Annotated in this window: 12 protein-coding genes and 5 pseudogenes; 7 read left to right on the top strand and 10 right to left on the bottom strand. The window is 63.5% G+C overall.

What is annotated here, in order from left to right; all coding sequences use genetic code 11:
• Window positions 1–5: 5 nt before the first annotated feature.
• The 9 genes and pseudogenes from gltB to EIO64_RS16035 all read right to left on the bottom strand — a co-directional run bounded on the left by gltB (window position 6) and on the right by EIO64_RS16035 (window position 14,386).
• A pseudogene (gltB, locus tag EIO64_RS15985) lies at window positions 6–4,495 on the bottom strand (glutamate synthase large subunit).
• 76 nt (window positions 4,496–4,571) lie between these two features.
• Window positions 4,572–5,120, bottom strand: a complete 549-nt coding sequence (locus tag EIO64_RS15990; RefSeq protein ID WP_021750771.1) for an ANTAR domain-containing response regulator — start codon at window positions 5,118–5,120, stop codon at window positions 4,572–4,574.
• A 50-nt stretch (window positions 5,121–5,170) separates the two neighbouring features.
• Window positions 5,171–6,489: pseudogene (gene glnA / locus EIO64_RS15995) on the bottom strand (type I glutamate--ammonia ligase).
• 699 nt (window positions 6,490–7,188) lie between these two features.
• On the bottom strand, window positions 7,189–8,727 hold the full coding sequence (locus EIO64_RS16000) for an ABC transporter substrate-binding protein (protein ID WP_119310772.1): 1,539 nt from the start codon (window positions 8,725–8,727) through the stop codon (window positions 7,189–7,191).
• Between the two features lie 27 nt (window positions 8,728–8,754).
• Window positions 8,755–9,555, bottom strand: coding sequence for a peptidoglycan editing factor PgeF (gene pgeF, locus EIO64_RS16005; RefSeq protein ID WP_136891621.1), 801 nt, complete (start codon window positions 9,553–9,555; stop codon window positions 8,755–8,757).
• 105 nt (window positions 9,556–9,660) lie between these two features.
• Window positions 9,661–9,915: a hypothetical protein gene (locus EIO64_RS16010; protein ID WP_207754056.1), complete on the bottom strand. Its 255-nt coding sequence runs from the start codon at window positions 9,913–9,915 to the stop codon at window positions 9,661–9,663.
• Window positions 9,916–10,146: 231 nt separating this feature from the next.
• Window positions 10,147–12,898, bottom strand: a pseudogene (gene secA, locus EIO64_RS16025) (preprotein translocase subunit SecA).
• A gap of 289 nt (window positions 12,899–13,187) precedes the next feature.
• Window positions 13,188–13,697: a hypothetical protein gene (locus EIO64_RS16030; protein WP_249390711.1), complete on the bottom strand. Its 510-nt coding sequence runs from the start codon at window positions 13,695–13,697 to the stop codon at window positions 13,188–13,190.
• A complete protein-coding gene (locus tag EIO64_RS16035) occupies window positions 13,607–14,386 on the bottom strand; it encodes a hypothetical protein (RefSeq protein ID WP_249390712.1) in 780 nt (259 codons plus the stop codon). The genes EIO64_RS16030 and EIO64_RS16035 overlap by 91 nt, the downstream gene beginning before the upstream one ends.
• Before the next feature lie 179 nt (window positions 14,387–14,565).
• Here EIO64_RS16035 and EIO64_RS16040 point away from each other — a divergent pair, with 179 nt between their 5' ends.
• Complete coding sequence (locus EIO64_RS16040) at window positions 14,566–16,167, top strand: MBL fold metallo-hydrolase RNA specificity domain-containing protein (RefSeq protein WP_025545630.1); 1,602 nt, start codon at window positions 14,566–14,568, stop codon at window positions 16,165–16,167.
• Here the strand turns inward: EIO64_RS16040 and EIO64_RS16045 are convergent.
• Window positions 16,164–16,442 carry a DUF6809 family protein gene (locus EIO64_RS16045; protein WP_136891622.1) on the bottom strand — a complete coding sequence of 93 codons (279 nt, stop codon included), beginning with the start codon at window positions 16,440–16,442 and terminating at the stop codon, window positions 16,164–16,166. The genes EIO64_RS16040 and EIO64_RS16045 overlap by 4 nt on opposite strands.
• Before the next feature lie 97 nt (window positions 16,443–16,539).
• Here EIO64_RS16045 and EIO64_RS16050 point away from each other — a divergent pair, with 97 nt between their 5' ends.
• From EIO64_RS16050 to rpoB, 6 genes and pseudogenes are all read left to right on the top strand, one after another.
• The gene (locus EIO64_RS16050; RefSeq protein WP_249390713.1) at window positions 16,540–16,704 is read left to right on the top strand and encodes a helix-turn-helix domain-containing protein; all 165 of its coding nucleotides are present in this window, start codon (window positions 16,540–16,542) and stop codon (window positions 16,702–16,704) included.
• An 862-nt stretch (window positions 16,705–17,566) separates the two neighbouring features.
• Complete coding sequence (gene rlmD, locus EIO64_RS16055; protein WP_136891623.1) at window positions 17,567–18,913, top strand: 23S rRNA (uracil(1939)-C(5))-methyltransferase RlmD; 1,347 nt, start codon at window positions 17,567–17,569, stop codon at window positions 18,911–18,913.
• Window positions 18,914–19,071: 158 nt separating this feature from the next.
• Window positions 19,072–19,182, top strand: a pseudogene (locus EIO64_RS19300) (hypothetical protein); the annotation flags it as partial.
• Window positions 19,183–19,296: 114 nt separating this feature from the next.
• A complete protein-coding gene (locus EIO64_RS16060; RefSeq protein WP_136891624.1) occupies window positions 19,297–19,581 on the top strand; it encodes a hypothetical protein in 285 nt (94 codons plus the stop codon).
• Window positions 19,582–19,707: 126 nt separating this feature from the next.
• Complete coding sequence (locus EIO64_RS16065) at window positions 19,708–19,893, top strand: hypothetical protein (protein WP_021750746.1); 186 nt, start codon at window positions 19,708–19,710, stop codon at window positions 19,891–19,893.
• A gap of 344 nt (window positions 19,894–20,237) precedes the next feature.
• Window positions 20,238–23,938: pseudogene (gene rpoB / locus EIO64_RS16070) on the top strand (DNA-directed RNA polymerase subunit beta).
• The last annotated feature ends 39 nt before the right edge of the window (window positions 23,939–23,977 follow it).

The raw sequence follows: 23,977 nt of genomic DNA on the forward strand, positions 1-23,977 counted from the left end.
TCCTCTCAAGCTCTGGTATTGGCGTAGAACGCCTCGATCTCCGCCTGCTGACGGGTCATGCCTTTCTCCTCGTACTGGGCGATGGACCGGAGCATCCGGTCGTAGTCCCGGGGCATGACCTTCTTGAAGCAGGGGACGTAGGAGTGGAAGGCCGCCAGGATCTTCTTCCCCCGGGGGAGCCGGTGGCGGCCACATGGGCCTCAATGAGGGAGCGGAGCTCGGCGATGTCGTGAGGCTCCGTCAGGGTGTCCGTCATCACCTGGTCCTTGTTGAGGCGCATATAGAGGTCGTGCTTTTCGTCCAGCACATAGGCGATGCCGCCGGACATCCCGGCTGCGAAGTTCTTTCCCGTGGGGCCGAGGATCACGCAGCGGCCGCCGGTCATGTACTCGCAGCCATGGTCCCCCACGCCCTCCACCACGGCGATGGCGCCGGAGTTGCGGACGCAGAACCGCTCGCCGGCCATCCCGTTGATGAACGCCTGGCCGGAGGTGGCGCCGTACAGAGCCACGTTGCCCACGATGATGTTCTCGCCGGGGTCGAAGGTGCTGTCCTTGGGTGGATAGAGTACCAGCTTGCCGCCGGAGAGGCCCTTGCCCAGCCCATCGTTGCAGTCGCCCTCCAGCTCCAGGGTCAGTCCTTTGGGGATGAAGGCGCCGAAGGACTGGCCTCCGCCGCCATGGCAGGTGATGACATAACTGTCATCCGGCAGGGAGTCCCCGCACTGCCGGGTGATCTCGGCGCCGAACAGCGTGCCGAAGGCCCGGTCCGTGGAGGAGACGGTGAGCTCCAACCGGCCGGTCCGCTTCCCCTTCAGCGTCTTGCCCAGTTTGGCCAGCAGCACGCTCTCATCCAGGGTCCGCTCCAGATGAAAGTCGTAAACATCTCCGGGATTGAAGTGGGACGGCCCGCCGCTCCAGGGATTTTCCAGCAGGCTGCGGAGGTCCAGGGTCTCCGCCCGGTGGGTCACCAGCTTCTCCCGGACCCGCAGTAGGTCACTGCGGCCCACCAGTTCATCCACGGTGCGGATGCCCAGGGCCGCCATATACTCCCGCAGCTCCTGGGCCACGAATTCCATGAAGTTCACCACGTACTCCGGCTTGCCGGAGAAGCGGGACCGGAGCTGGGGATTCTGGGTGGCAATGCCCGCCGGGCAGGTGTCCAGGTTGCACACCCGCATCATGCAGCAGCCTAGGGCCACCAGGGGCGCGGTGGCAAAGCCGAATTCCTCCGCCCCCAGCATACAGGCGATGGCCACATCCCGCCCGGTCATCAGCTTGCCGTCGGCCTCCAGGGCCACCTGGCTCCGCAGACCGTTGGCGATCAGGGCTTGGTGGGCCTCCGCCACGCCCAGCTCCCAGGGCAGGCCCGCCCCGTGGATGGAGCTGCGGGGCGCGGCGCCGGTGCCGCCGTCATGGCCGGAGATCAGCACCACCTGGGCACCGGCCTTGGCCACGCCGGCGGCGATGGTGCCAACCCCCGCCTCGCTGACCAGCTTCACGCTGATCCGGGCCCGGCGGTTGGCGTTTTTCAGGTCATAGATCAGCTGGGCCAGGTCCTCGATAGAGTAGATGTCGTGGTGAGGCGGCGGAGAGATCAGTGTCACGCCGGGGGTGGAGCACCGGGTCCTGGCAATCCAGGGATAGACCTTTTTCCCGGGCAGATGGCCGCCCTCGCCGGGCTTGGCACCCTGAGCCATCTTGATCTGGATCTCCTGGGCGCTGGTGAGGTAGGCGCTGGTAACGCCGAACCGGCCGGAGGCTACCTGCTTGATGGCGGAGCACCGCTCATCGCGCAGGCGCGCCGCGTCCTCGCCGCCCTCGCCGGAGTTGGACTTGCCGCCGATGCGGTTCATGGCGATGGCCAGGCACTCGTGGGCCTCCTGGGAGATGGAGCCGTAGCTCATGGCGCCGGTTTTGAATCGCTTGACAATGGACGCCACAGGCTCCACCTCGTCGATGGAGATGCCGCCGCTCTCATCGAACTGGAAGTCCAGCAGCCCCCGCAGGGTATGGGGCTTGGCAGGCTCGTCCACCAGGGCGGAATACTCCTTGAAGGTCTCGTAGCTGCCCTCCCGGACGGCCTTCTGCAGCAGCAGGATGGTCCGGGGGTTGTACATGTGGTCCTCCTTGTCCGGGCCGGACCGCAGCTTGTGGATGCCGGTGGAGTCCAGCGTGGAGTCGTAGCCCAGGCCCAGGGGATCGAAGGCCTGGCTGTGGTTCCACTCCACGCCCTCCTCGATCTCTGCCAGGCCGATACCCTCCACCCGGCTGACTGTGTTGGTGAAGTACTTGTCCACCACGTCCCGGTTGATGCCCAGGCACTCGAAGATCTGGGCGGACTGGTAGGACTGGATGGTGGAGATGCCCATTTTGGAGGCGATCTTCACGATGCCGTGGAGGATGGCGCTGTTGTAGTCGTTGACGGCCGCAGTGGGATCCTTATCCAGCATCCCCAGGGTCACCAGCTCCTCTACGCACTCCTGGGCCAGATAGGGGTTGATGGCCTGGGCGCCGTAGCCCAGGAGGGTGGCGAAGTGGTGGACGTCCCGGGGCTCGGCGCTCTCCAGGATCATGGAGACTGCGGTGCGCTTTTTCGTCCGCACCAGATACTGCTCCAAGGCGGACACCGCCAGCAGGGAGGGGATGGCTACATGGTTCTCGTCCACCCCCCGGTCTGACAGGATCAGGATGTTGGTGCCATTCTTGTAGGCCCGGTCCACGTTGACGAACAGCCGGTCCAGGGCATTGGCCAAGGGAGAGCCCTTGTAGTACAGCAGGGAGATGGTCTCCACATGGAAGCCAGGCCGGTCCATGTAGCGGATCTTCATCAGATCCACGGAGGTGAGGATGGGGTTGTGGATCTGGAGGACTGTGCAGTTCTCCGCTCTTTCCTCCAGCAGATTGCCGCCGGAGCCCACATACACCGTGGTGTCGGTGACGATCTCCTCGCGGATGGCGTCCATGGGCGGGTTGGTCACCTGGGCGAAGAGCTGCTTGAAGTAGCTGAACAGGGGCTGGTGCTTTTCCGACAGCACCGCCAGCGGTGTGTCCACGCCCATGGCGGAGGTGGGCTCCGCCCCATCCCGGGCCATGGGGAGGATGGCGTCCTTCACCTCCTCATAGGTGTAGCCGAAGGCCTTGTACAGCCGGTCCCGCCGCTCCTGGGAGGACCGCTCCACACGCCGGTTGGGGATGGGAAGATCCCGCAGGTATACCAAGTGGGCATCGAGCCACTCGCCGTAGGGCTGCTGGCGGGCGTACCGCTCCTTGACCTCGGCGTCGTCCACCAGTCGACCGGCAGTCAGGTCTGCCAGCAGCATCCGCCCCGGCTGGAGCCGGGACTTCTTCACGATCTTCTCCGGCGGGATGTCCAGCACCCCCACCTCGGAGGAGAGAATCAGCTGCTTGTCGGTAGTGAGATACCACCGACAGGGGCGCAGGCCGTTCCGGTCCAGCACCGCGCCCACCGTGTCCCCATCGGAGAACACGATGGCCGCCGGGCCGTCCCAGGGCTCCATCATGGTGGCATAGTAGTGGTAGAAGTCCCGCTTCTCCCGGCTCATTTTCCGGTCGTTGGCCCAGGGTTCCGGGATGCACATCATCACCGCCTGGGGCAGTGGGATGCCGTTCATCATCAGAAATTCCAGGGTGTTGTCCAGCATGGCGGAGTCGGAGCCGCTCTGGTCTACCACCGGCAGGATCTTGTCCATGTCCGCCTCCAGTACGGCCGAGTGCATAGTCTCCTCCCTGGCCAGCATCCGGTCCACGTTGCCCCGGATGGTGTTGATTTCACCGTTATGGAGGATGTAGCGGTTGGGATGGGCCCGCTCCCAGCTGGGGGTGGTGTTGGTGGAGAACCGGGAGTGGACCAGGGCGATGGCGCTCTCACAATCCGGCTCCGTCAGGTCCGTGTAGAACTTCCGCAGCTGCCCCACCAGGAACATGCCCTTGTACACGATGGTCCGGCTGGAGAAGGAGCAAATGTAGGTGTTCACATTGGATTGCTCGAACTCCCGGCGGACCACATACAGCTTCCGGTCAAAGTCCAGGCCACGGGCGCAGTCTACAGGCCGGGCCACAAAGCACTGGCAGATGCAGGGCATACAGTCCAGGGCCTTCCGGCCCAGCACCTCCGGATGGGTGGGCACATCCCGCCAGCCCAGGAAGTCCAGCCCCTCCTTGGACGCGATGATCTCCAGCATCTTCTGGGCCTGGGCCCGCTTCAGCGCGTCTGCGGGGAAGAAGAACATGCCCACGCCATAATCCCGGGGGCCGCCCAGGGCGATGCCCTCGGCGGAGGCCGCCTTCACCATCAGCTTGTGTGGCACCTGAATCATCAGCCCCACGCCGTCACCGGTCTCGCCGGTGGCGTCTTTACCTGCCCGGTGCTCCAGCTTTTCCACGATCTTCAGGGCACTGTCCACTGTGGCGTGGGACGGCGTGCCCTTCAAATTCACCACGGCGCCGATGCCGCAGGCGTCGTGCTCCCACAGGGATCATAGATATTGTGTATGTTCTGCGCTGGTCCACTCATTGGGACTGCCTCCCTTGTCGTTTCATCGTCAGGCTTCAGCCTGTTGTGTACCGCTCCAGGATCAGCCGGGCGGTCTCTGCAAGCCGCAGCCCCGTGTCCATGCTGTACTTCTGCAGAAAGCGGTGGGCCTCCGCCTCGCTCATGAGGTTTACCTCCATCAGCACCGCCTTGGCCCGGCAGATCAGCCGCTCCTCCTCGGCACTTCGCTGGATATGAAGCCGGGGAGCCGGGGCGCCGCCTGCAAGGACTCCCTGGGCCAGATCCAGCGAGGCGAAGAACTCCGCCCGGGAGGAGGGGACGGCCAACTTGATGAGGTTCCTGTCCCCACACAGCTCCAGATTCCCGGGAGAGGAGATGACCAGCACCGGGGCGATGCCCGTGAGGTCCACGGCCAGCATCTCCGCAGTCATGTCCCGCAGCCGGAAACCGCAGATGACGACGGCTCCGCCCAGCTTCCGGGCGGCTCGGATGGTTTCCGCGCCGCTGAAGCAGGAGATGGACGGCGCGAGGCCGCCGGAGCCCAGAATGCGGGTGATCTGGGCGTGGGCTTTCTCAGAGGCAAACGCCAATATGATCCTGTCCATGGAATTTGCCCCCCTCCTCTCTCTGCGGCCCTGTCAGAAGGGCCGGCAGGTCAGTACGCCACCAGATACTGTTCCAGCTCCCACTGGGACACCTGGGCGGCGTACGACCGGCACTCCCGACGCTTTCCGGCCAGATACTGCTCCGTCACGTGGGCACCTAGCGCGTCCGTAATGACGCTGTCTGCCTCCAGGGCCCGGACGGCCTCCTCCAGAGAGCCGGGGAGCCGCTGGATGCCGGAGGCGTCTCCCACCTCGTAAAGGTTGCCGGTGAGGGGGCGGGGGGCGTCATCTGCTGCTCGATCCCGTCCAGTCCCGCGGCAAGGCACGCCGCCAGGGCCAGATAGGGGTTGCAGGCGGGATCAGGGCTCCGCAGCTCCACCCGGGTGCTGTTTCCCCGCGGTGTTGGAATGCGGACCAAGGCGGAGCGGTTGCCGGTGGACCAGGCCAGATGGCAGGGGGCTTCGTAGCCGGGCACCAGCCGCTTGTAGCTGTTCACCAGTGGATTGGTGACGGCACAGCATCCCCGTACGTGTCCCAGCAGTCCCGCGATGAACTGATAGGCCAGCGGGGACAGGTGCCGGGGATCCGCCTCGTCATAGAAGGCATTTTTCCCATCCCGAAACAGGGACATATTTACGTGCATGCCGCTGCCGGCGGCGCCGCTGACGGGCTTGGGCATGAAGGTGGCGTGGAGGCCGTTCTTCTGGGCCAGGGTCTTCACCGCCAGCTTGAAGGTCATGATGTTGTCCGCAGCCCGCAGGGCGTCGGTGTACTGGAGGTCGATCTCGTGCTGGCCGGCTGCCACCTCGTGGTGGCTGGCCTCCACCGCCACGCCCATCTGCTCCAGATTCAGGCAGATCTCCCGGCGGGTCCCCTCCCCATGGTCCAGAGGGCCCAGGTCAAAATAGCTGGCCTCGTCGGAAGTCCGGATGGTGGGCTGACCGTCTTCATCGGTCTGGAACAGGAAGAACTCCAGTTCCGCTCCCACATTGCAGGTGAAGCCCAGGGCGTCGGCACGGCGGAGCACCCGCTTCAGCACACCTCGGGGATCACCGGCGAAGGCGGTACCATCGGGGTTGTGGACGTCGCAGATCAGCCGGGCCACCTTGCCGTACTGGGGCCGCCAGGGCAGGATGGCAAAGGTGTCCAGGTCCGGCCAGAGATACTGGTCTGATTCTTCAATGCGGACGAATCCCGCGATGGAGCTGCCATCCATCATAATCTGGTTGTCCAGCGCCCGCCCGATCTGAGAGGCGGTGATGGCTACGTTTTTCAGCTGGCCGAAAATGTCTGTGAACTGCATACGGATGAACTGGGCATCCTCCTCCCGGACCAGCCGGATGATGTCCTCCTTGGTGTAGTGACGCATGAGCCTGACTCCTTTCCGATGGTGACCGTGTATGGACGCGGAGCGCCCCTCCGCGAAAAATTTTAAAAAGAAAAAAGAGCAAAGGATACCGCCAAAGGGCGCCTTTGCTCTCAGTGCTATTATTATACGAACTTTAAGGCGGTGTTGTCAAGACACTTGGGGGCCCGGAATCCCCACAGACGGAAAATTTGTGGGACCGCCTAAAATCGTTCCGCCGTCCCCAGGAGCTTTGGCGAAATCGACAAAAAATGGAGGAATGCGTTGACAGCTCCGACAAAGCTGACTGCGCGCCCGCCATCAAACAAAGGTACTTTGGCCCACCATCCCACAGCGCCTTGTTTGATACACGCAACGAGACATATCCCACTCAATGGCGGGGGCATTTCTTTTGGCAAAAGAATATGACCGACACATCAGCGGTTATGAAGATCGTCAGCACACCATCTTGCAGGACAGCGATTGCCCCGCAGGCCCCGGATGCCCGGTCCCCTGACCACGCCGGACGAAAAGGGCCGTTGCCCGCAGGCTGCTCTGGAACGGCCCTTCCGGGGAAATCTTCCATTGGCAGCAGTTATCCCATGACTTAGGATGCCCGCTGCCGTGCAGCTGGGACCGCGTTTCCCCCGGCGGGAAGGAAACACAAAACGCGCCCGGACCGGGAATCCCGGTCCGGGCGCGGCGCGTGGAGACAGCGCGGATTTACGGCTGCCGCAGGTGGATCTGGCAGGAGGGCAGATCGTAGAAGGGCTCTGCCGCCGTAGGGGTCAGGCCGGATACGGCCCCGGTCTGGTACAGGACGGAGGAGGACTTAAAGCACAAGGGCAGAATAGGCGCTTGCTGCTGAAGATAGGCACACAGGTCCGACAGAGCTGCGGCCCGGTCCTCCGCTGCGGCGCAGGCGGCCAGGAGCTGCTCCGTCTGGGGATCCGCCCAGCCGCCGTAGTTCAGACTGCCGCCGGTGCCCACCAGGGCGGAAAGGTCCCAATTCGCAGGCAGCCGCACTTCGCCATAGTACAGGTCGAAGTTCCCGGCGGCCAGGGCGGCGGCATACTCCTCCCAGGGCAGGGCCTCCACTTGGATCTGAAGGTCGAAATCCGACAGGGCCTGGGCGATATGCTCCGCAGCGGAGGCCTTGAAAGTGTTCTCCTGATTCACCAGCAGGGTCACTGTGCGGGTCCGGCCGGTGTTCAGTCCCGCTGCCTCCATCGCTGCGGCGAAATCGTCATAGGAGTATAGGGACTCCAGCTCCGCCGGGTAGAGCGGGGAGACAGGGGAGACCGGGAACTGGGCCGCCCGGGCGTGTCCGGACAGCACGGCGCTCACCAGCGTCTCCCGGTTGATGCCCAGGCCCAGGGCCCGGCGGGCGGCGCTGTCCTGAAAGGGGGCGCGGGCGGTGTTGAAGCCCAGGAACTGAAGCACTGTGGTATCCGCATCCTCATAGCTGATGTTGCCGGTGGCGGTGATGGGCTCCGTGCCGATCAGGTCGGCAGTAATCAACTGCACCTCGTGGGAGGAGAACTGGTACAGTATGGCCTCCCGGTCCCTGGCGGCGGAGAGGGCGATCCGCTCCGCGGGGCGGGACTCTCCCCGCCACCAGCCGCTGTGGGACGCCAGACAGGCACCCGCTTCATCGGTGGTGAAATAGTAGGGGCCGGTGCCCACAGGGGTGAGGCTTTCCTCGGTTCCGGACTTGACGATGGGGATGTCCAGCAGGGCCGGGAGGCTGGAGTCCGGGCGGGACAGGGTTACGATTACCACCCCGTCCCCGGCGGAGACAGCGGCCACATGGGCCAGCCGGGCGCTGTACCGCTGGGAACTCTTGGCCCGCCGCAGGGTGGCCGCCGCGTCCGCCGCCGTCAGGGGGGACCCGTCGGAAAAGGTGACGCCGCTGCGGAGGGTGAACGTGTAGGTGAGGGAGGCGGCGTCATAGGTGTAGCTCTGGCACAGCCACGGCTGGGGTTCCAGCTGGCGGTCCAGGCGGAAGAGTCCCTCGTAGATGAGGGAGCCCGCCACCTGCTGCATACCGTCGGCACAGGTCACCGGGTCCAGCGTCTGGTCCGGGTCATAGGGAAGGGTGAACGCCGCAGGGAGGATCACCTCCTCCTGCTGGTCGGCGGGCTCCTGGTCCCCCAGCAGGCCGTTGGCGGACTCCACGGGGGCTTCCGTCCAGCAGCCGGACAGCAGCAGGGTCACTGCCCCCAGCAGGCACAGGATCTGGATGCGCTTGGTCTTGGTCATGGCACAGGCCCTCCGGCAAAGAGTGTTTCAAAGGCAGATCACGGCCACCTGTGCGCCCCGGGCCTCGCCCATCTTCCGGTGGGACCAGAAGAGGTCGGGGCGGCAGGCGGTACACAGGCCGCAGATGTCGATATGCTCCGGCGCGACACCGGCGTGGAGCAGCCACTGACGGTTCAGACCCGCCAAATCTACATGGTATTTGGGCCCTCGACGCTCCAGATACGGCCCCGCCTCCGGCCCCAGGGCAGAGGCCCGCATGGCCTCCGGTACGTCGCCGTCGGTCTCAAAGCAGCATTTCCCAATGCAGGGCCCCACGGCAGCCAGGATGCGTTCCGGTCTGGCGCCCAGCAGGCGGACCATCTCCCGGACGGTCTTCTCCACGATTCCAGCGGCACAGCCCCGCCATCCGGCGTGGACCGCTCCCACGCACCCGGCGTCCGGGTCATGGAGCAGAAGGATGCCGCAGTCGGCGGAGAACACCACCAGGGGCAGTCCTTTTTCAGCGGTGATGAGGGCGTCGGCGTCGTAGTCCCGGTCCCGGATCAGACCCTTCCCGGCGTCGGCGGCGGTGCAGAGCCGCACATCATCCCGGTGGACCTGCCGGGAGAGGACGGGGTACGCCGAGTCCATATCCAGGGCGGCGAAAAAGCGGCGGTAGTTCTCCTCCACGTTCTCCGGCGCGTCCCCGCGTCCGGGGCCCAGGTTCAGGGTATCCCACGGCGCCGGAGACACCCCGCCCCGCCGGGTGGAGAATCCGTGGCGCACCCCGCCCAGCAGGGGAGAGGCGAGCCAGACCAGACTCTGTTGTTCATGGGTGACAAATGACATGGCGACCTCCTTTGATTGAGCATGAAAAGGGACGTCAGGAGCGTTCCTGGGGATCGTTCACCGGGTCCGCAAGGCGGCGGGAACCCTACCACCAGATGGTACCAGTCAGAAACAGCAGGGCGCTGACGAGGAACAAGGCTGTAAAAGGTTGGTGCCTTCGGCGAATAGGTATCCAAAGGCCAGCAGCCCCAGGGCAGATACCATCAGACCTATGCCGATCAGCATATTTCGAATCGTGTGCAGCAGGCGGATGCTCTCCTGATTTTCACCCACGGAAGCAGCTCCCTTCTGTGAAAAGACCGCCCCCTGCCCTCCGGCAGGAGAGAACAGGGAGCGGAAGAGATAAAAATGAAAAGACAAAGGATAAAAGATAGAGTGGAGAGTGAGGAGATGCTCCCAAAAGGAAAGGGGCTAGGGGAAACCCATCCGGGTTTCCCCAGTTGATCTGCCGAAGGCAGATCAAGAAATTCCAATCATTTTCGCCGCGGCGTGTACGTGGCGAAAATACTTTGACCTAAGCGCCTTGGGCGCGTTCACCAGTCCGCAGACTGGTGGTGGGGAGGTCGAGGGGGAGCCTGCTCCCCCTCGAAATCAGTTGTCGTGGTACTCCTTGCAGGTGCACTTCTTCCACTTCAGGCCGCTGCCGCAGGGGCAGGGGTCGTTGCGGCCGATCTTGTTGACCTTGACAGGCTGCTTCTTGGGGCGGTGCCGTCGCCGCCCACGTTTTCCACCATGCCCTTGGCCACCCGCTCCCGCTTGACCTCCTCGTCCTTCTTCAGCCGGACGGAGAACATGCGGCGGACCGTCTCGGTCTGGATGGCGGAGACCATCTCCTCGAACATGGTCAGGGACTCCTGCTTGTAGGCGATGACCGGGTCGGTGTTGGCATAGGCCCGCAGGCGGATGCCCTGCTTCAGGTCGTCCATGGCGTCGATGTGGTCCATCCAGTACTCGTCCACCACGCGCAGCATGATGACCCGCTCCAGCTCCCGCATGAGGGGCGTACCGATCTCCGCCTCCTTGGCCTCGTAGGTCTTCTCTGCGGCCTCCAGGAAGAGGTCGGTGAAGTCCTGCTGGGTCTTGTCGGCGGCGTCGTCCTCCGTGAACTGGAAGGTGTCCTTGGGGAAGTACAGCCCCTCCAGGCCGCGTAGCATCTCCCGGCAGCCGGCGGCGTCCAGGGCCTGGGCCTCGCCGAAGACCATAGCCACGTGGTCGGCGATGGCGTTGCGGGTCATGGACAGGATGGTGTCCTTCAGGTCCTTGCCGTCCAGAACCTCCCGGCGCTGCTGGTAGATGATCTCCCGCTGCTTGTTCATGACGTCGTCGTACTCCAGCACGGACTTGCGGGACTGGAAGTTCCGGGACTCCACGGTGGTCTGGGCGTTCTCGATGGCCTTGGTCAGCATCTTGTTCTCGATGGGGTGTCCTCGTCCAGGTCGAACTTCTCCATCATGTTCTGGATCCGCTCGCCGCCGAAGAGGCGCATCAGGTCGTCCTCCAGGGAGATATAGAACCGGGTCTCGCCGGGGTCGCCCTGGCGGCCGGCGCGGCCGCGGAGCTGGTTGTCGATCCGGCGGGATTCGTGGCGCTCTGTGCCGATGATGAAGAGGCCGCCGGCGGCGCGGACCTTCTCCGCCTCCTCCGCGATCACCGCCTTGTGCTGGGCCATCTTCTCGGCAAACAGCTTCCGGGCGGCCAGAATCTCCTCGTTGTCTGTTTCGGCGTAGCCGGTGGCGTCGGCAATGACCTCATCGGAGTAGCCGGCCTTCACCAGGTCTGCCCGGGCCAGGTACTCGGCGTTGCCGCCCAGCATGATATCGGTGCCGCGGCCGGCCATGTTGGTGGCCACGGTGACGGCGCCGAACTTGCCCGCCTGGGCCACGATCTCCGCTTCCTTCTCATGGTTCTTGGCGTTCAGCAGGTTGTGCTGGATGCCCTCCCGGGCCAGCAGGCCGCTGAGCAGCTCGTTCTTCTCAATGGACACGGTACCCACCAGCACGGGCTGGCCCTTGGCGTGGCAGTCCTTGATCTGCTGGATGACCGCTCGGTACTTGCCTGCCTCGGTCTTGTACACCACGTCGTGGTGGTCGTGGCGCTGGTTGGGCCGGTTGGTGGGGATCTCCACAATGTCCAGCTCGTAGATGGTGCCGAACTCCTCCTGCTCCGTCATGGCGGTGCCGGTCATGCCGGACAGCTTGTCGTACAGGCGGAAGTAGTTCTGGAAGGTGATGGTGGCCAAGGTCTTGTTCTCGCTGGCCACGGTGACGTGCTCCTTAGCCTCGATGGCCTGGTGCAGGCCGTTGGAGTAGCGCCGGCCGAACATCAGACGGCCGGTGAACTCGTCCACGATGATAACCTCGCCGTCCTTCACCACATAGTCGATGTCCCGCTTCATCACGCCGTGGGCCTTGATGGCCTGGTTGATGTGGTGGGAGAGGGTAGCGTTCTCCGGGTCGGACAGATTCTCCACGTGGAAGAACTCCTCCGCCTTGGCGATGCCCCGGGCGGTGAGCATGGCGGTCTTGGCCTTCTCATCCACGATGTAGTCCGCGTCCGCCTCGGCGGGATCCTCTTCCTCCTTGTTGTCCACCTGGACGACCGCCTGCTTCTTCAGGCGGGAGACGAACATCTCTGCCATGTCATAGAGCTGGGTGGACTTCTCCCCCTGGCCGGAGATGATGAGGGGTGTCCGGGCCTCGTCGATCAGGATGGAGTCCACCTCGTCCACGATGGCGAAGGCATGACCCCGCTGCACCAGCTCCGTGGAGTAGATGCACATGTTGTCCCGCAGATAGTCGAAGCCCATCTCGTTGTTGGTGCCATAGGTGATGTCCGCGGCGTAAGCGGCCTGCCGCTCCTTGGTGGTCAGGCCGTGGACGATCAGGCCCACCTTCAGGCCCAGGAAGCGGTGGACCTTGCCCATCCACTCACTGTCGCGCTTGGCCAGGTAGTCGTTCACCGTGACGATGTGGACGCCCCGGCCGGTCAGGGCGTTCAGATAGGCGGGCAGAGTGGCTACCAGGGTCTTGCCCTCGCCGGTCTTCATCTCGGCGATCCGGCCCTGGTGCAGCACGATGCCGCCCACCAGCTGCACCCGGTAGGGCCGCATGCCCAGCACCCGGTCCGCGGCCTCCCGCACGGTGGCAAAAGCCTCCGGCAGGATATCGTCCAGGGTCTCGCCATTCTGCAGGCGCTCCTTGAACTCCGTGGTCTTGGCCCGCAGGGCCTCGTCGCTCATGGCCTTGTATTCGTCGGCCATGGACTCGATCTTGTCCACGATGGGGTAGATGGATTTCAGCTCCCGGGAGCTGTAATCGCCAAAAATCTTTTTCATCAGACCCATGATTGTGATACTTCCTTTCCGGGCCGGTCCCTCCGGCCCGCCGGAATGGCGGAGCGCTGGAGAAAGGCCCGTTGATCCATATTATTTATAAAAGGTGGGGCAGTCCCCACGAAAAAGCAGAAATAGCATACCACAATCGCAGGTGGAATGCAAAGAAAAAACAACTTTTGTAAAAAAGTTCATAAATAGCGGCCCATGTCCGGCAGAAGCCATGATTTTTCGACAGGACGCGGCGGGGAAATCAGCGAAAAGAAACAAACGCTTCCCGACCGGGCAATCGATTGCCCAGTCATAGGAGCTCCGGATCCAGCTCCTCGTCCAGCAGCATCCGGATGCGGCTGAGGACCGTGCCCTCGCCGGTGGAGGCGTCGTAGTCCACGCTTACCAGCCGGGCGCCCGGCAGCTTGCGCTGGAGGGCGGCGTACTGCCCCTTGCCGAAGATGTGGCCCGGCAGGCAGGCGAAGGGCTGGACGCAGAGAATTTTTCGGTATCCCAGCCGGGCCCAGCCCACGGCCTCGGCAGCGATCAGCCACCCATCCGCCACCGTCACCCGCAGGGGAGCATACCCCTCCGCCTGCCGCTTCAGCTCCGGCAGCGGCGGCAGGGCATGATAGCCCGCCTGATTCAAAATCGACAGCATATCCCGCTGGATCTCCGCCAGGTACGACGCCAGCAGCCGATACACCCGCCGGGCAGGGGCGGAGCCTTTCAGGGCGTGGCCGTCCATGTAGTACAGGGCGTACCAGGTGATGCCGCCCACGCCGATCTCGCAGTGCTCCGCCGCCAGATACCGCTCCAAATTCCAGTTGCCCAGGTGGCAGTATTTCGTGTAGATCTCCCCCACGATAGCCACCTTCTGGACTTCACGGGGCACCCGCTCCACCGCCCGGAATTCGGCCGCCATCTCCCGGCAGCGGCGCAGGATCTCCCGGCGGGTGAGTCCTCGATTCCCCGCCAGATCCTGTCCCAGGTCCTCCGTCCAGCGGCGCCAGAGTGCCTCCGCCGTGCCGGGGACTGCCTCGTATGGCCGGGTCTGGTTCCGCAGCAGGGCCAGCGTGTCCCCCACACGGCAGCGGCCAGACAGCGGCGGACCATGGCGGCGGTGATGGGCAGCCCGGTGCCCCAGTCGATGCCCCGGACATTGAGACTCAGGGTCTCCACCCGGCCGTAGCCCAGCCGGTCCAGCACCCGCCGCAGCAGGCGGATGCCGCAGGAGCCCCGGCACTCGTCCCCCGCCTGGCCGAACAGCACCCCGCACCGGGCCGGGTCGTACCGCCCGGACCGCAGGGCGGACAGCACCTGCCCCGCCACCAGGAACACCGGATAGCACAGCTCATTGTGGAAATATTTCAGCCCCAGCTCCGCCAGATGGGGATCGTCCTCCGTCAGCAGCACCGGCTCCCATTCCTCCGACGTAAAGGCGTACTGCAGCAGGGGGAACCAATCGTCCAGCAGGGAGGGGATCAGCAGCGTCTTCCGCTCTGCCATCCCGGCCACCTCCTTTTATCCCAGCATACCGGTCCGCGCGGGGGAAAGCAAGGCAAAAGTGGTTACAAAATCCGCCGGAATCCCCGCCGCCCCTTGCCCCGCCCGCTCCTTTGTGTTAAACTGACAAAAAAGCCCCACCCGCCGCCGCGGCGGGGAGGAGCAAAAAAGGAGGTTCCCCCATGAAGCTCAGCTTTTACGGCGCCGACCAGTGCGTCACCGGCAGCTGCCACTGTCTGGAGGTCAACGGCAGGCGCATCCTGGTGGACTGCGGATTGCAGCAGGGGCGGGACGAGGTGTCCAACGACGCTTTTCCCTTTGCCGCGAACGACATCGACTTCGTCCTGGTGACCCACGCCCACATCGACCACACCGGCCGGATCCCCATGCTGGTGAAGCAGGGCTTCCAGGGCCGGATCGTCGCCACCCGGCTGACGGCGGATCTCATGGACATCATGCTCCAGGACTCCGCCCACATCCAGGAGTCCGACGCGGAGTGGAAGAACCGCAAGGCGGAGCGGTCCGGCGCCCCCCGGGTGGAGCCCCTTTACACCATCGAGGACGCCCAGCGGGTGAGCCAGTACATGACCACCTGCGAGTACAACCAGCCCCTGGACCTGTGCGAGGGCGTCCGGGTGGAGTTCGTGGACGCGGGCCATCTGCTGGGCTCCGCCTCCATCCTCGTCACCGCCACGGAGGGCGGCATCACCAAACAGATCGTCTTTTCCGGCGACATCGGCAATGTGGACCAGCCCATCATCCGGGACCCCACCTACCTCACCGGCGCGGACTACGTGGTGATGGAGTCCACCTACGGCGACCGCAACCACACGGAGGTGTGGAGCTACACCGACGATCTGGCGAAGATCATCGACGAGACCATCGCCAAGGGCGGCAACGTGGTGATCCCCTCCTTCGCCGTGGGCCGCACCCAGGAGCTGCTGTACTTCATCCGGGAGATCAAGGACAAGGGGATGGTGAAGAGCGACCCGGACTTCCCCGTGTACATCGACTCCCCCCTGGCCAAGAAGGCCACCACCATCTTCACCGGCGACCTGCGGGGCTATCTGGATGAGGCGGCGCTGGAGCTGGTGCAGGACGGCACCCACATGTTCAACTTCACCAACCTGCGCATGACGGAGACCAGCGAGGAGTCCAAGATGCTGAACATGGACCCCACCCCCAAGGTCATCATCTCCGCCTCCGGCATGTGCGACGCGGGCCGCATCCGCCACCACCTGAAGCACAACCTCTGGCGGCCGGAGTGCACCGTGGTGTTCGTGGGCTACCAGGGGGAGGGCACCCTGGGCCGCGCCCTGCTGGAGGGTGTGAAGAGCGTGAAGCTCTTCGGCGAGGAGATCGCCGTCCATGCGCAGATCGTGAACTTCCAGGGTCTCTCCTCCCACGCGGACCGGAACCACCTGCTCTCCTGGATCCAGGCCATCCAGGCCCCCAAGCCCCAGCACGTGTTCGTGGTCCACGGGGACCGGGAGGTGGCGCCCTTCTTCGCCAAGACCATCCAGGGCCTGGGCTTCACCGCCCACGCGCCCCAGTACACGGAGGTGTACGACCTGATCGCCGACAAGGTGACCGAGCCCGGCTACCTGCCTGAGCGGAAGGCCAGGACCACCGGCGGTATGCGGGCCAGCGCGGCCTACGAGCGGCTGGTGGCCGTGGGCAACATGCTTATGGAGAGCATCAAGCGCAGCCGCGGGCGGGACAACAAGTCCCTGGCCCGGTTCGCGGACCAGCTGCGGCAGCTGCTGGAGAAGTGGGAGAGCTAAGGCAGCTCCCTTGCCAGAGAGAAGGCGGCCTGGAACGCGGCCTCCAGCTCCATGCTGTGGAGCTGCGCCGCCGCATCCTCGTATTTTTCGACGGTGTTCCAGCTGTCATCCGGAAGCAGGTCCCGGAGCCGCAGGGACAGGCGGGCGGTCAGGCGGGAGACTTCCCGGTACTCCGGGGAGGGGAGATAGGAGGGGAGGAGCTCCTCCTTGGCATAGGCATATAAAATTTCCATTGCATCCGACATAGCGATCACCATAGCACCCATTTTGTACATATCATTATATACACCCATATTGTGCGTGTCAAGGGATTTGAGAGTTTTTATGATAAAATTTGCGGAGAGACTGCGCGAACTGCGGAGAGAAAAGAAAGTGACCCAGTCAAAGATGGCCGATTTCCTCGGTATCAAGCTGAGGTCTTACCAGAACTATGAGGGCGGCTCTCGCCGGCCGGATTACGAGGGACTGGTGGCCCTGGCGGATTACTTCGACGTGACCACAGATTATCTGCTGGGGCGGAGCGACGTGCGGGGGTAACATGGGATGGGCCGCCGTCCGGCGGCCACGGGGGATTCTGCTCCCGCAGGGGGCTGGTCCAGCGGGATGCACCCCCCATTGTCGTCGTCGCAAAGTCCGCTCAGCTCCGTTTCCGCCTGCGGCGAAAACTGCGCCTGCTCCCTTGCTCCTCCTCTCCCCACCGCGCGGGGCGCGGCGGGGGCCCCTTTCGGTCTTGCCAAAAGAGAAACGGGCCGTGCACGGTCCAAAAGAAAAGACCGCTTAGACGCGCTCCGGCGCGTTCGTGCCTCCGCGCGACGGGGGTCGGCGGATCGGTGCAAGCGCCGATTTTGGCCTGCCTTCGGGCACGCTATCATCTTCTGCGATTTCTGGGACTGCCGTCCCGTGGCGGATGGTGCGGAGGTCGTCGGGGTGGTTATCGCATTGTCTCTGCTTCTCTTTTCGCTGCCGCTGGCCGTCCCGCGCGGGAACTGGTGCAACGGGCGGATGTGGACATCCGCCCGAAAGCATAAACCCCTACGACCACCCGGGTAGCGCGTAGCGAAGCGGAACGCGCGGAAAGAGGAGCCGGTCAAATGCGTCCTTGCACCCCGACCCAAGACGCACCCGCGCCGCGGGAATCCGCCATCAAGCCTGTACCGCACCCCGCCGCGCCCGTCGGGGAGCCATCGCAGACCCGCAGGCACCATCTCACGCCGACCCCCGTACAGCAACTTTGCACCAGAGGTGCAAAGTTGCGACCAAAGCGCCTTTTTCTCTTACACCGGGCGCGGCGCGTTCTCTTTTTGGGTAAGACCAAAAAGAGAATGGGGGGCGCATCTGCCTAGCCATCAGCATGGCTGAAATTCCAGCGTCCAATGGGACGCACCCCCCGGAGGTATCTATGGATCGACTTCATGAAAACCGCATCTACACCGGCACGGTGGAATCCTACTCCAGCGAGGGTTTGGGCATCGTCCGCCTGGACGGCGCCGTGGTGTTCGTCCCTCAGGCCGTCCGGGGGGAAACCATCGACCTGAAAATCACCAAGGTGATGAAGACCGCCGCCGCAGGGGAGATCGTGAAGATCCACAAGCCCTCTCCCGACCGGGCCCAGCCCGAGTGCCCCGATTACGGCCGGTGCGGCGGGTGCGACTTCCAGCACCTGACGTACCCCGAGGAGCTGTGGGCCAAGCGCCAGCGGGTCCAGGACGCCCTGACCCGCCTGGGGGGCGCAGACATCCGGGTGGAAGAGATCCTGGGGGCGAAGAACCCCCTCCACTACCGCAACAAGAGCCAGTACCCCGTGGGCGCGGACGGCGCCATCGGCTTCTACCGGGCCCGGTCCCATCAGGTGGTGCCGGTGAAGCGGTGCTTGATCCAGCCCGAGGCGGCGGACAAAACCGCCGCGGCGGTGGGGGAGTGGATGCGGCGCTACAAGGTTCCCGCCTACGACGAGGCCACCGGAAAGGGACTGGTGCGCCATGTGTACGTCCGGGTGAACCGGAAGGGCGAGAGCCTTTGCTGCGTGGTAATCAACGGCAGGCAGGCCCCCCGGGAGCCGGAGCTGGCCGCCTATGTCTGCGCCGCCGTGCCCCACACCGCGGGAGTGCTGGTGAACAGCAACACGAAGCGGGGCAACGTGATTCTGGGGGAGAAGTACCGCACCCTCTGGGGGCGGGACTATCTGATGGACACCCTCTGCGGCCTGGAGTTCAAGTTGTCGGTGCCCTCCTTTTACCAGGTGAACCGAGATCAGGCGGAAGCGTTGTACGGCAAGGCCCTGGATTATGCCGGCCTGACGGGGCGGGAGACGGTGCTGGACCTGTACTGCGGCATCGGCACCATTACGCTGTGCCTGGCGAAGCGGGCCGGACGGGTCATCGGCGCGGAGATCGTGCCGGCGGCCATCCGGGACGCCAAAGAGAACGCCGCCCGGAACCACATTGAAAACGCGGAATTCTTCTGCGGCGACGCGGCTGAGACAGCCGCACGGCTGGAGGCGGAGGGCCTGCGGCCGGACGTCATCACCGTGGACCCGCCCCGGAAAGGGCTGGCGCCGGAGGTGATCGGCTCCATCGCGGCCATGGGGCCGGAGCGGGTGGTGTATGTCTCCTGCGACCCCGCCACGCTGGGCCGGGACGTGAAGCGGTTCGGAGAGCTGGGTTACCGGGCCGTCCGGGCCTGTGCAGTGGACATGTTTCCCGCCACACGGCATGTTGAGAGCGTGGTGCTGCTGGAGAGGAGTTGACCAAAATGGCAGTTTCAAAATTCCGGATTTATGACTACTGGAAAGACAAAGCCATCACGAAAAAATTTGAAATCAAGCCGGTGTCCGCGTGCACGAAGGAGGACGACGCACTTTCCATAACAGAATTTCCTGATGAGATTTTTTGCTGGGCTTGTCAGATGCCGCCGTATCAACAGGGGACACATCGGACACTCAGCGGACTTTGGAATGGAGACACACTTTTACAGCGGTCCCATATTTTGGAAAAGTCCCTGAATGGAGAGGATAAACCCGAGAATTATTTTCTGCTGTGTCCGCAATGTCACGCGGAATCTCCGGATACGACGGACGCGAAGCTCTTTTTCGCGTGGGTCCGGTATAAGCGGACGCATGAGAACTATTCCATGGTGCTTCGGAGGGATATGAAAAAGGCGGCGGAGATTCTGGGAGTGGACCAGAACCTTGTGGAGGAGCGATTTGCCGCGCTGCGGCTGACCCGGCTGGAAGAGGATGCGTATATTCGAGACTATATTGTCAAAAACTGTGCGATGCATGGCAGCTTTCTTGCGCCGCTCTCCCGCATGATGATCCTGCAAAAATGGATTCTGGACCCGGAGGAACAGAAAAAGTTTGCCGCCTGGCGGAGGACGCTGCCTGAAGAAGAGACTGGTGAGAAGGAGCCAACATAAATATCTCAAAAGAGATCATTCCGCAAGGACTGAAGAATAAAACAGTTGTCAAACACAGTTTGAGGGTGTATGATAAATCACAAATCAGGGCGGTCACTGCCAGAGAACCGAAACAGGAGGAGTATTATGAACAAAACGGCAAGCATGGTCTTGAAGATCATCGGCGCCAGCCTGGCATTCGCAGCGGTTATCTGCCTGCTGATCGGCGGCTGGCATGACCTCAGCGTGGGATACAGCGGTATGAAGAAGCGGCTGGCCCGGAAATTCGGCTCCGAGTACGACGACTACGCCGACGAAGAGCTCTACGAGTAATCCAGAGCATAAAAAGGACCCCATCCAGATGGATGGGGCCCTTTTCTGCGTTTTTTCCGCCACAGGGCAACAAAAAACGGCTGGAAGAAATCCCCAACCGCAACGAAATTCCCCTTGACAGAGGAAAAAAACCATGGTAAAATAAGACGCTTATATGATGGCAGAGGATATTCCGCCATTTTTTATCGTTGAGATAACGATAGCATATTTCCCAGAACAATGCAAGAGCGGGATGCAGGAATTTTAACAACGATACCGTGCGTATCATTCCTGGCCGCGCCACCCGAAAAACCACGCGCCCGGCAGGACAGGGCGGGGCGCACAGAAGAAAGGTGAATGAGAAGATGGCCAAAGACAAGTACTACGGAAAGACCCTTCGTAAGAACTTCGCCAGGCACGAGGAAGTCATGCCCATGCCCAACCTTCTGGAGATCCAGAAGAAGTCTTACCAGGAGTTTTTGGACACCGGCCTCCGGGAGGTGTTCAACGACGTGGGCGCGATCACGGACTATCAGGGCAACCTGGAGCTGACCTTCATCGACTACAAGATGGATGAGGCGCCCAAGTACGACGTGGAGGAGTGCAAGGCCCGGGATGCCACCTACGCCGCGCCGCTGAAGGTGAAGGTCCGCCTTCGGAACAAGGAGACCGAGGAGATCAAGGAGCAGGAGATCTTCATGGGCGACTTCCCGCTGATGACCCACTCCGGCACCTTTGTTATCAACGGCGCCGAGCGCGTCGTGGTTTCCCAGATCGTCCGGTCCCCCGGTGTGTACTACGGCAAGGAGACGGACATCAAGACCGACCTGCCCATCCTCACCTCCACTGTCATCCCCAACCGGGGCGCCTGGCTGGAGTATGAGACCGACGCCAACGAGGTCTTCTGGGTCCGCATCGACAAGAACCGCAAGCTCCCCATCACCTGCCTGATCCGGGCCCTGGGCCTGAAGACGGACCAGGAGATCCTGGACCAGTTCGGCGACGATCCCCGCATCGTCACCACCCTGGAGAAGGACCCCTGCAAGAACTACGAGGACGCCATGCTGGAGATCTACCGGCGCCTGCGTCCCGGCGAGCCCCCCACGGTGGAGGCCAGCGAGACCCTGATCCACAACCTGTTCTTCGACCCCCGGCGCTACGACCTGTCCACCGTGGGCCGGTACAAGTTCAACAAGAAGCTGTCCCTGTGGCAGCGCATCCCCGGCTACAAGCTGGTCTATCCCGTGGCAGATCCTGCCACCGGTGAGCTCCTGTTTGATGAGGGCCATCTGCTGACCAAGGACGATGCCCGCCTGCTGGATACGGTCGGCGTGGGAGAGGTCACCATCGACGTGGAGGGAGCGCCCCTGCGGGTCATGTCCAATAAGATGTGCGACCTGAGCCATTATGTGGACTTCGATCCCCTGGCCGAGTGCGGTATCAAGGAGCGGGTGCGCTTCGACGTGCTGCAGGAGCTGCTGGGCCAGTACAGCGGCGAGGAGCTGAAGGACCAGATCCGCCTGCACCGGGCCGATCTGGTGCCCAAGCATATCATCATTGATGATATCCTCACCTCCATCAACTATATGAACGGCCTGGCCCGGGGCATCTCCGTGAAGGATGACATCGACCACCTGGGCAACCGCCGCCTGCGCTGCGTGGGCGAGCTGCTGCAGAACCAGTTCCGCATCGGCTTTTCCCGGATGGAGCGGGTAATCCGGGAGCGCATGACCATCCAGGACCTGGATGTGGTCACCCCCCAGAGCCTCATCAACATCCGCCCCGTCACTGCCGCCATCAAGGAGTTCTTCGGCTCCAGCCCCTGAGCCAGTTCATGGATCAGACCAACCCCCTGGCGGAGCTGACCCACAAGCGGCGTCTTTCCGCCCTGGGCCCCGGCGGCCTCTCCCGCGAGCGTGCCAGCATGGAGGTCCGCGACGTCCATTACAGCCATTACGGCCGCATGTGCCCCATCGAGACCCCTGAAGGTCCCAACATCGGCCTGATCTCTTATCTCGCCACCTATGCCCGGATCAATGAGTACGGCTTTATTGAGGCGCCCTACCGGGCGGTGGACAAGGAGACCTTCCACGTCTCCGACGAGATTGTCTATATGACCGCCGACGAGGAGGACAACTACATCGTCGGCCAGGCTGCTGAGCCTCTGGACGAGAACGGCTGCCTCATCAACGCCCGTATCACGGCCCGGCACCGGGACGAGATCGTGGAGGTGGACAAGGAGCGGGTGGACTACATCGATGTGTCCCCCCGGATGATGGTCTCCATCGCGACGGCCATGATCCCCTTCCTGCCCAACGACGACGCCAACCGCGCCCTGATGGGCGCCAACATGCAGCGTCAGGCCGTGCCTCTGCTGCGTCCCCACGCGCCCATTGTGGGCACCGGCATGGAGCACAAGATCTGCATCGACTCTGAGATCGCTGTCCTGGCGGAGGGCGACGGCGTGGTGACCTCTGTGGACGCCCGCCACATCACCGTCAAGTACGACAGCGGCGAGGTCAAGGACTACAAGCTGACCAAGTTCCTCCGGTCCAACCACGGCACCTGCATCAACCAGCGGCCCATCGTGGAGGTGGGCGAGCGGGTTCACGGCTGGGGCACCGACGAGAACGGCCAGACCGTGGATCCCACCGTCCTGGCGGACGGCCCCGCCACTGAGCAGGGCGAGATCGCCCTGGGCCAGAACATCCTGGTTGGCTTCATGACCTGGGAGGGCTACAACTACGAGGACGCCGTGCTGCTGAACGAGCGTCTGGTGCGGGAGGACCTGTATACCTCCATCCACATCGAAGAGTACGAGATCGACGCCCGGGACACCAAGCTGGGCCCGGAGGAGATCACAAGAGACATCCCCAATGTGGGCGAGGACGCCCTGAAGGATCTGGACGAGAACGGCATCATCCGCATCGGCGCAGAGGTCCGTTCCGGCGACATCCTGGTGGGCAAGGTCACGCCCAAGGGCGAGACCGACCTCACCGCCGAGGAGCGGCTGCTGCGGGCCATCTTCGGTGAGAAGGCCCGGGAGGTCCGGGACACCTCTCTGAAGGTCCCCCACGGCGAGAGCGGCATCATCGTGGACGCCAAGGTCTTCACCCGGGAGAACGGCGACGAGCTGGGGCCCGGCGTGAACATGGTAGTGCGGGTGTATATCGCCCAGCGCCGGAAGATCCAGGTGGGCGACAAGATGGCAGGCCGCCACGGCAACAAGGGTGTCGTGTCCCGGGTCCTGCCGCAGGAGGATATGCCCTTCCTGCCCGACGGCACGCCGCTGGACATCGTGCTGAACCCCCTGGGCGTGCCCAGCCGTATGAACATCGGCCAGGTGCTGGAGGTCCATCTGGGCTACGCCGCCCAGAAGCTGGGCTGGAAGGTGGCCACCCCCATCTTCGACGGCGCGTCTTACAGCGACATTCAGGAGCTGCTGCAGCAGGCGGGCCTGGATCCTGAGGGCAAGAGCGTGCTGTACGATGGCCGCACCGGTGAGCCCTTCGACAACAAGGTCACCGTGGGCTACGTGTACTTCCTGAAACTGCACCATCTGGTGGACGACAAGATCCACGCCCGCTCCACCGGCCCGTACTCCCTGGTTACTCAGCAGCCGCTGGGCGGCAAGGCCCAGTTCGGCGGCCAGCGCTTCGGCGAAATGGAAGTCTGGGCCCTGGAGGCCTATGGCGCGGCCTATACCCTGCAGGAGATCCTGACGGTGAAGTCTGACGACGTCACCGGCCGCGTCCGGACCTACGAGGCCATCGTCAAGGGCCACAACGTGCCCCAGCCCGGTGTGCCGGAGTCCTTCAAGGTGCTGGTGAAGGAGCTGCAGTCCCTGTGCCTGGACATTCAGGTGCTGGACAAGGACGGCAACGTCATCGAACTGAAGGAAGACGAGGACGCTATGGACACCTTCAACCTGGCCCGGATGGACGCCGACGATGACCGGCACCGCGCCTTCTCCGAAGAGGCGGAGTTCCAGGATTCCGGCTTTGACATCGAGGACGCCCCGGAGGATGCCGGCGCGGACATCGACGTGGACTTCGACGACGAATGATCCAGGATCGTATTGTTCGTCAACTCAACAATTCTGGAT

This window comes from Dysosmobacter welbionis, assembly GCF_005121165.3.
Classification (GTDB): domain Bacteria; phylum Bacillota; class Clostridia; order Oscillospirales; family Oscillospiraceae; genus Oscillibacter; species Oscillibacter welbionis.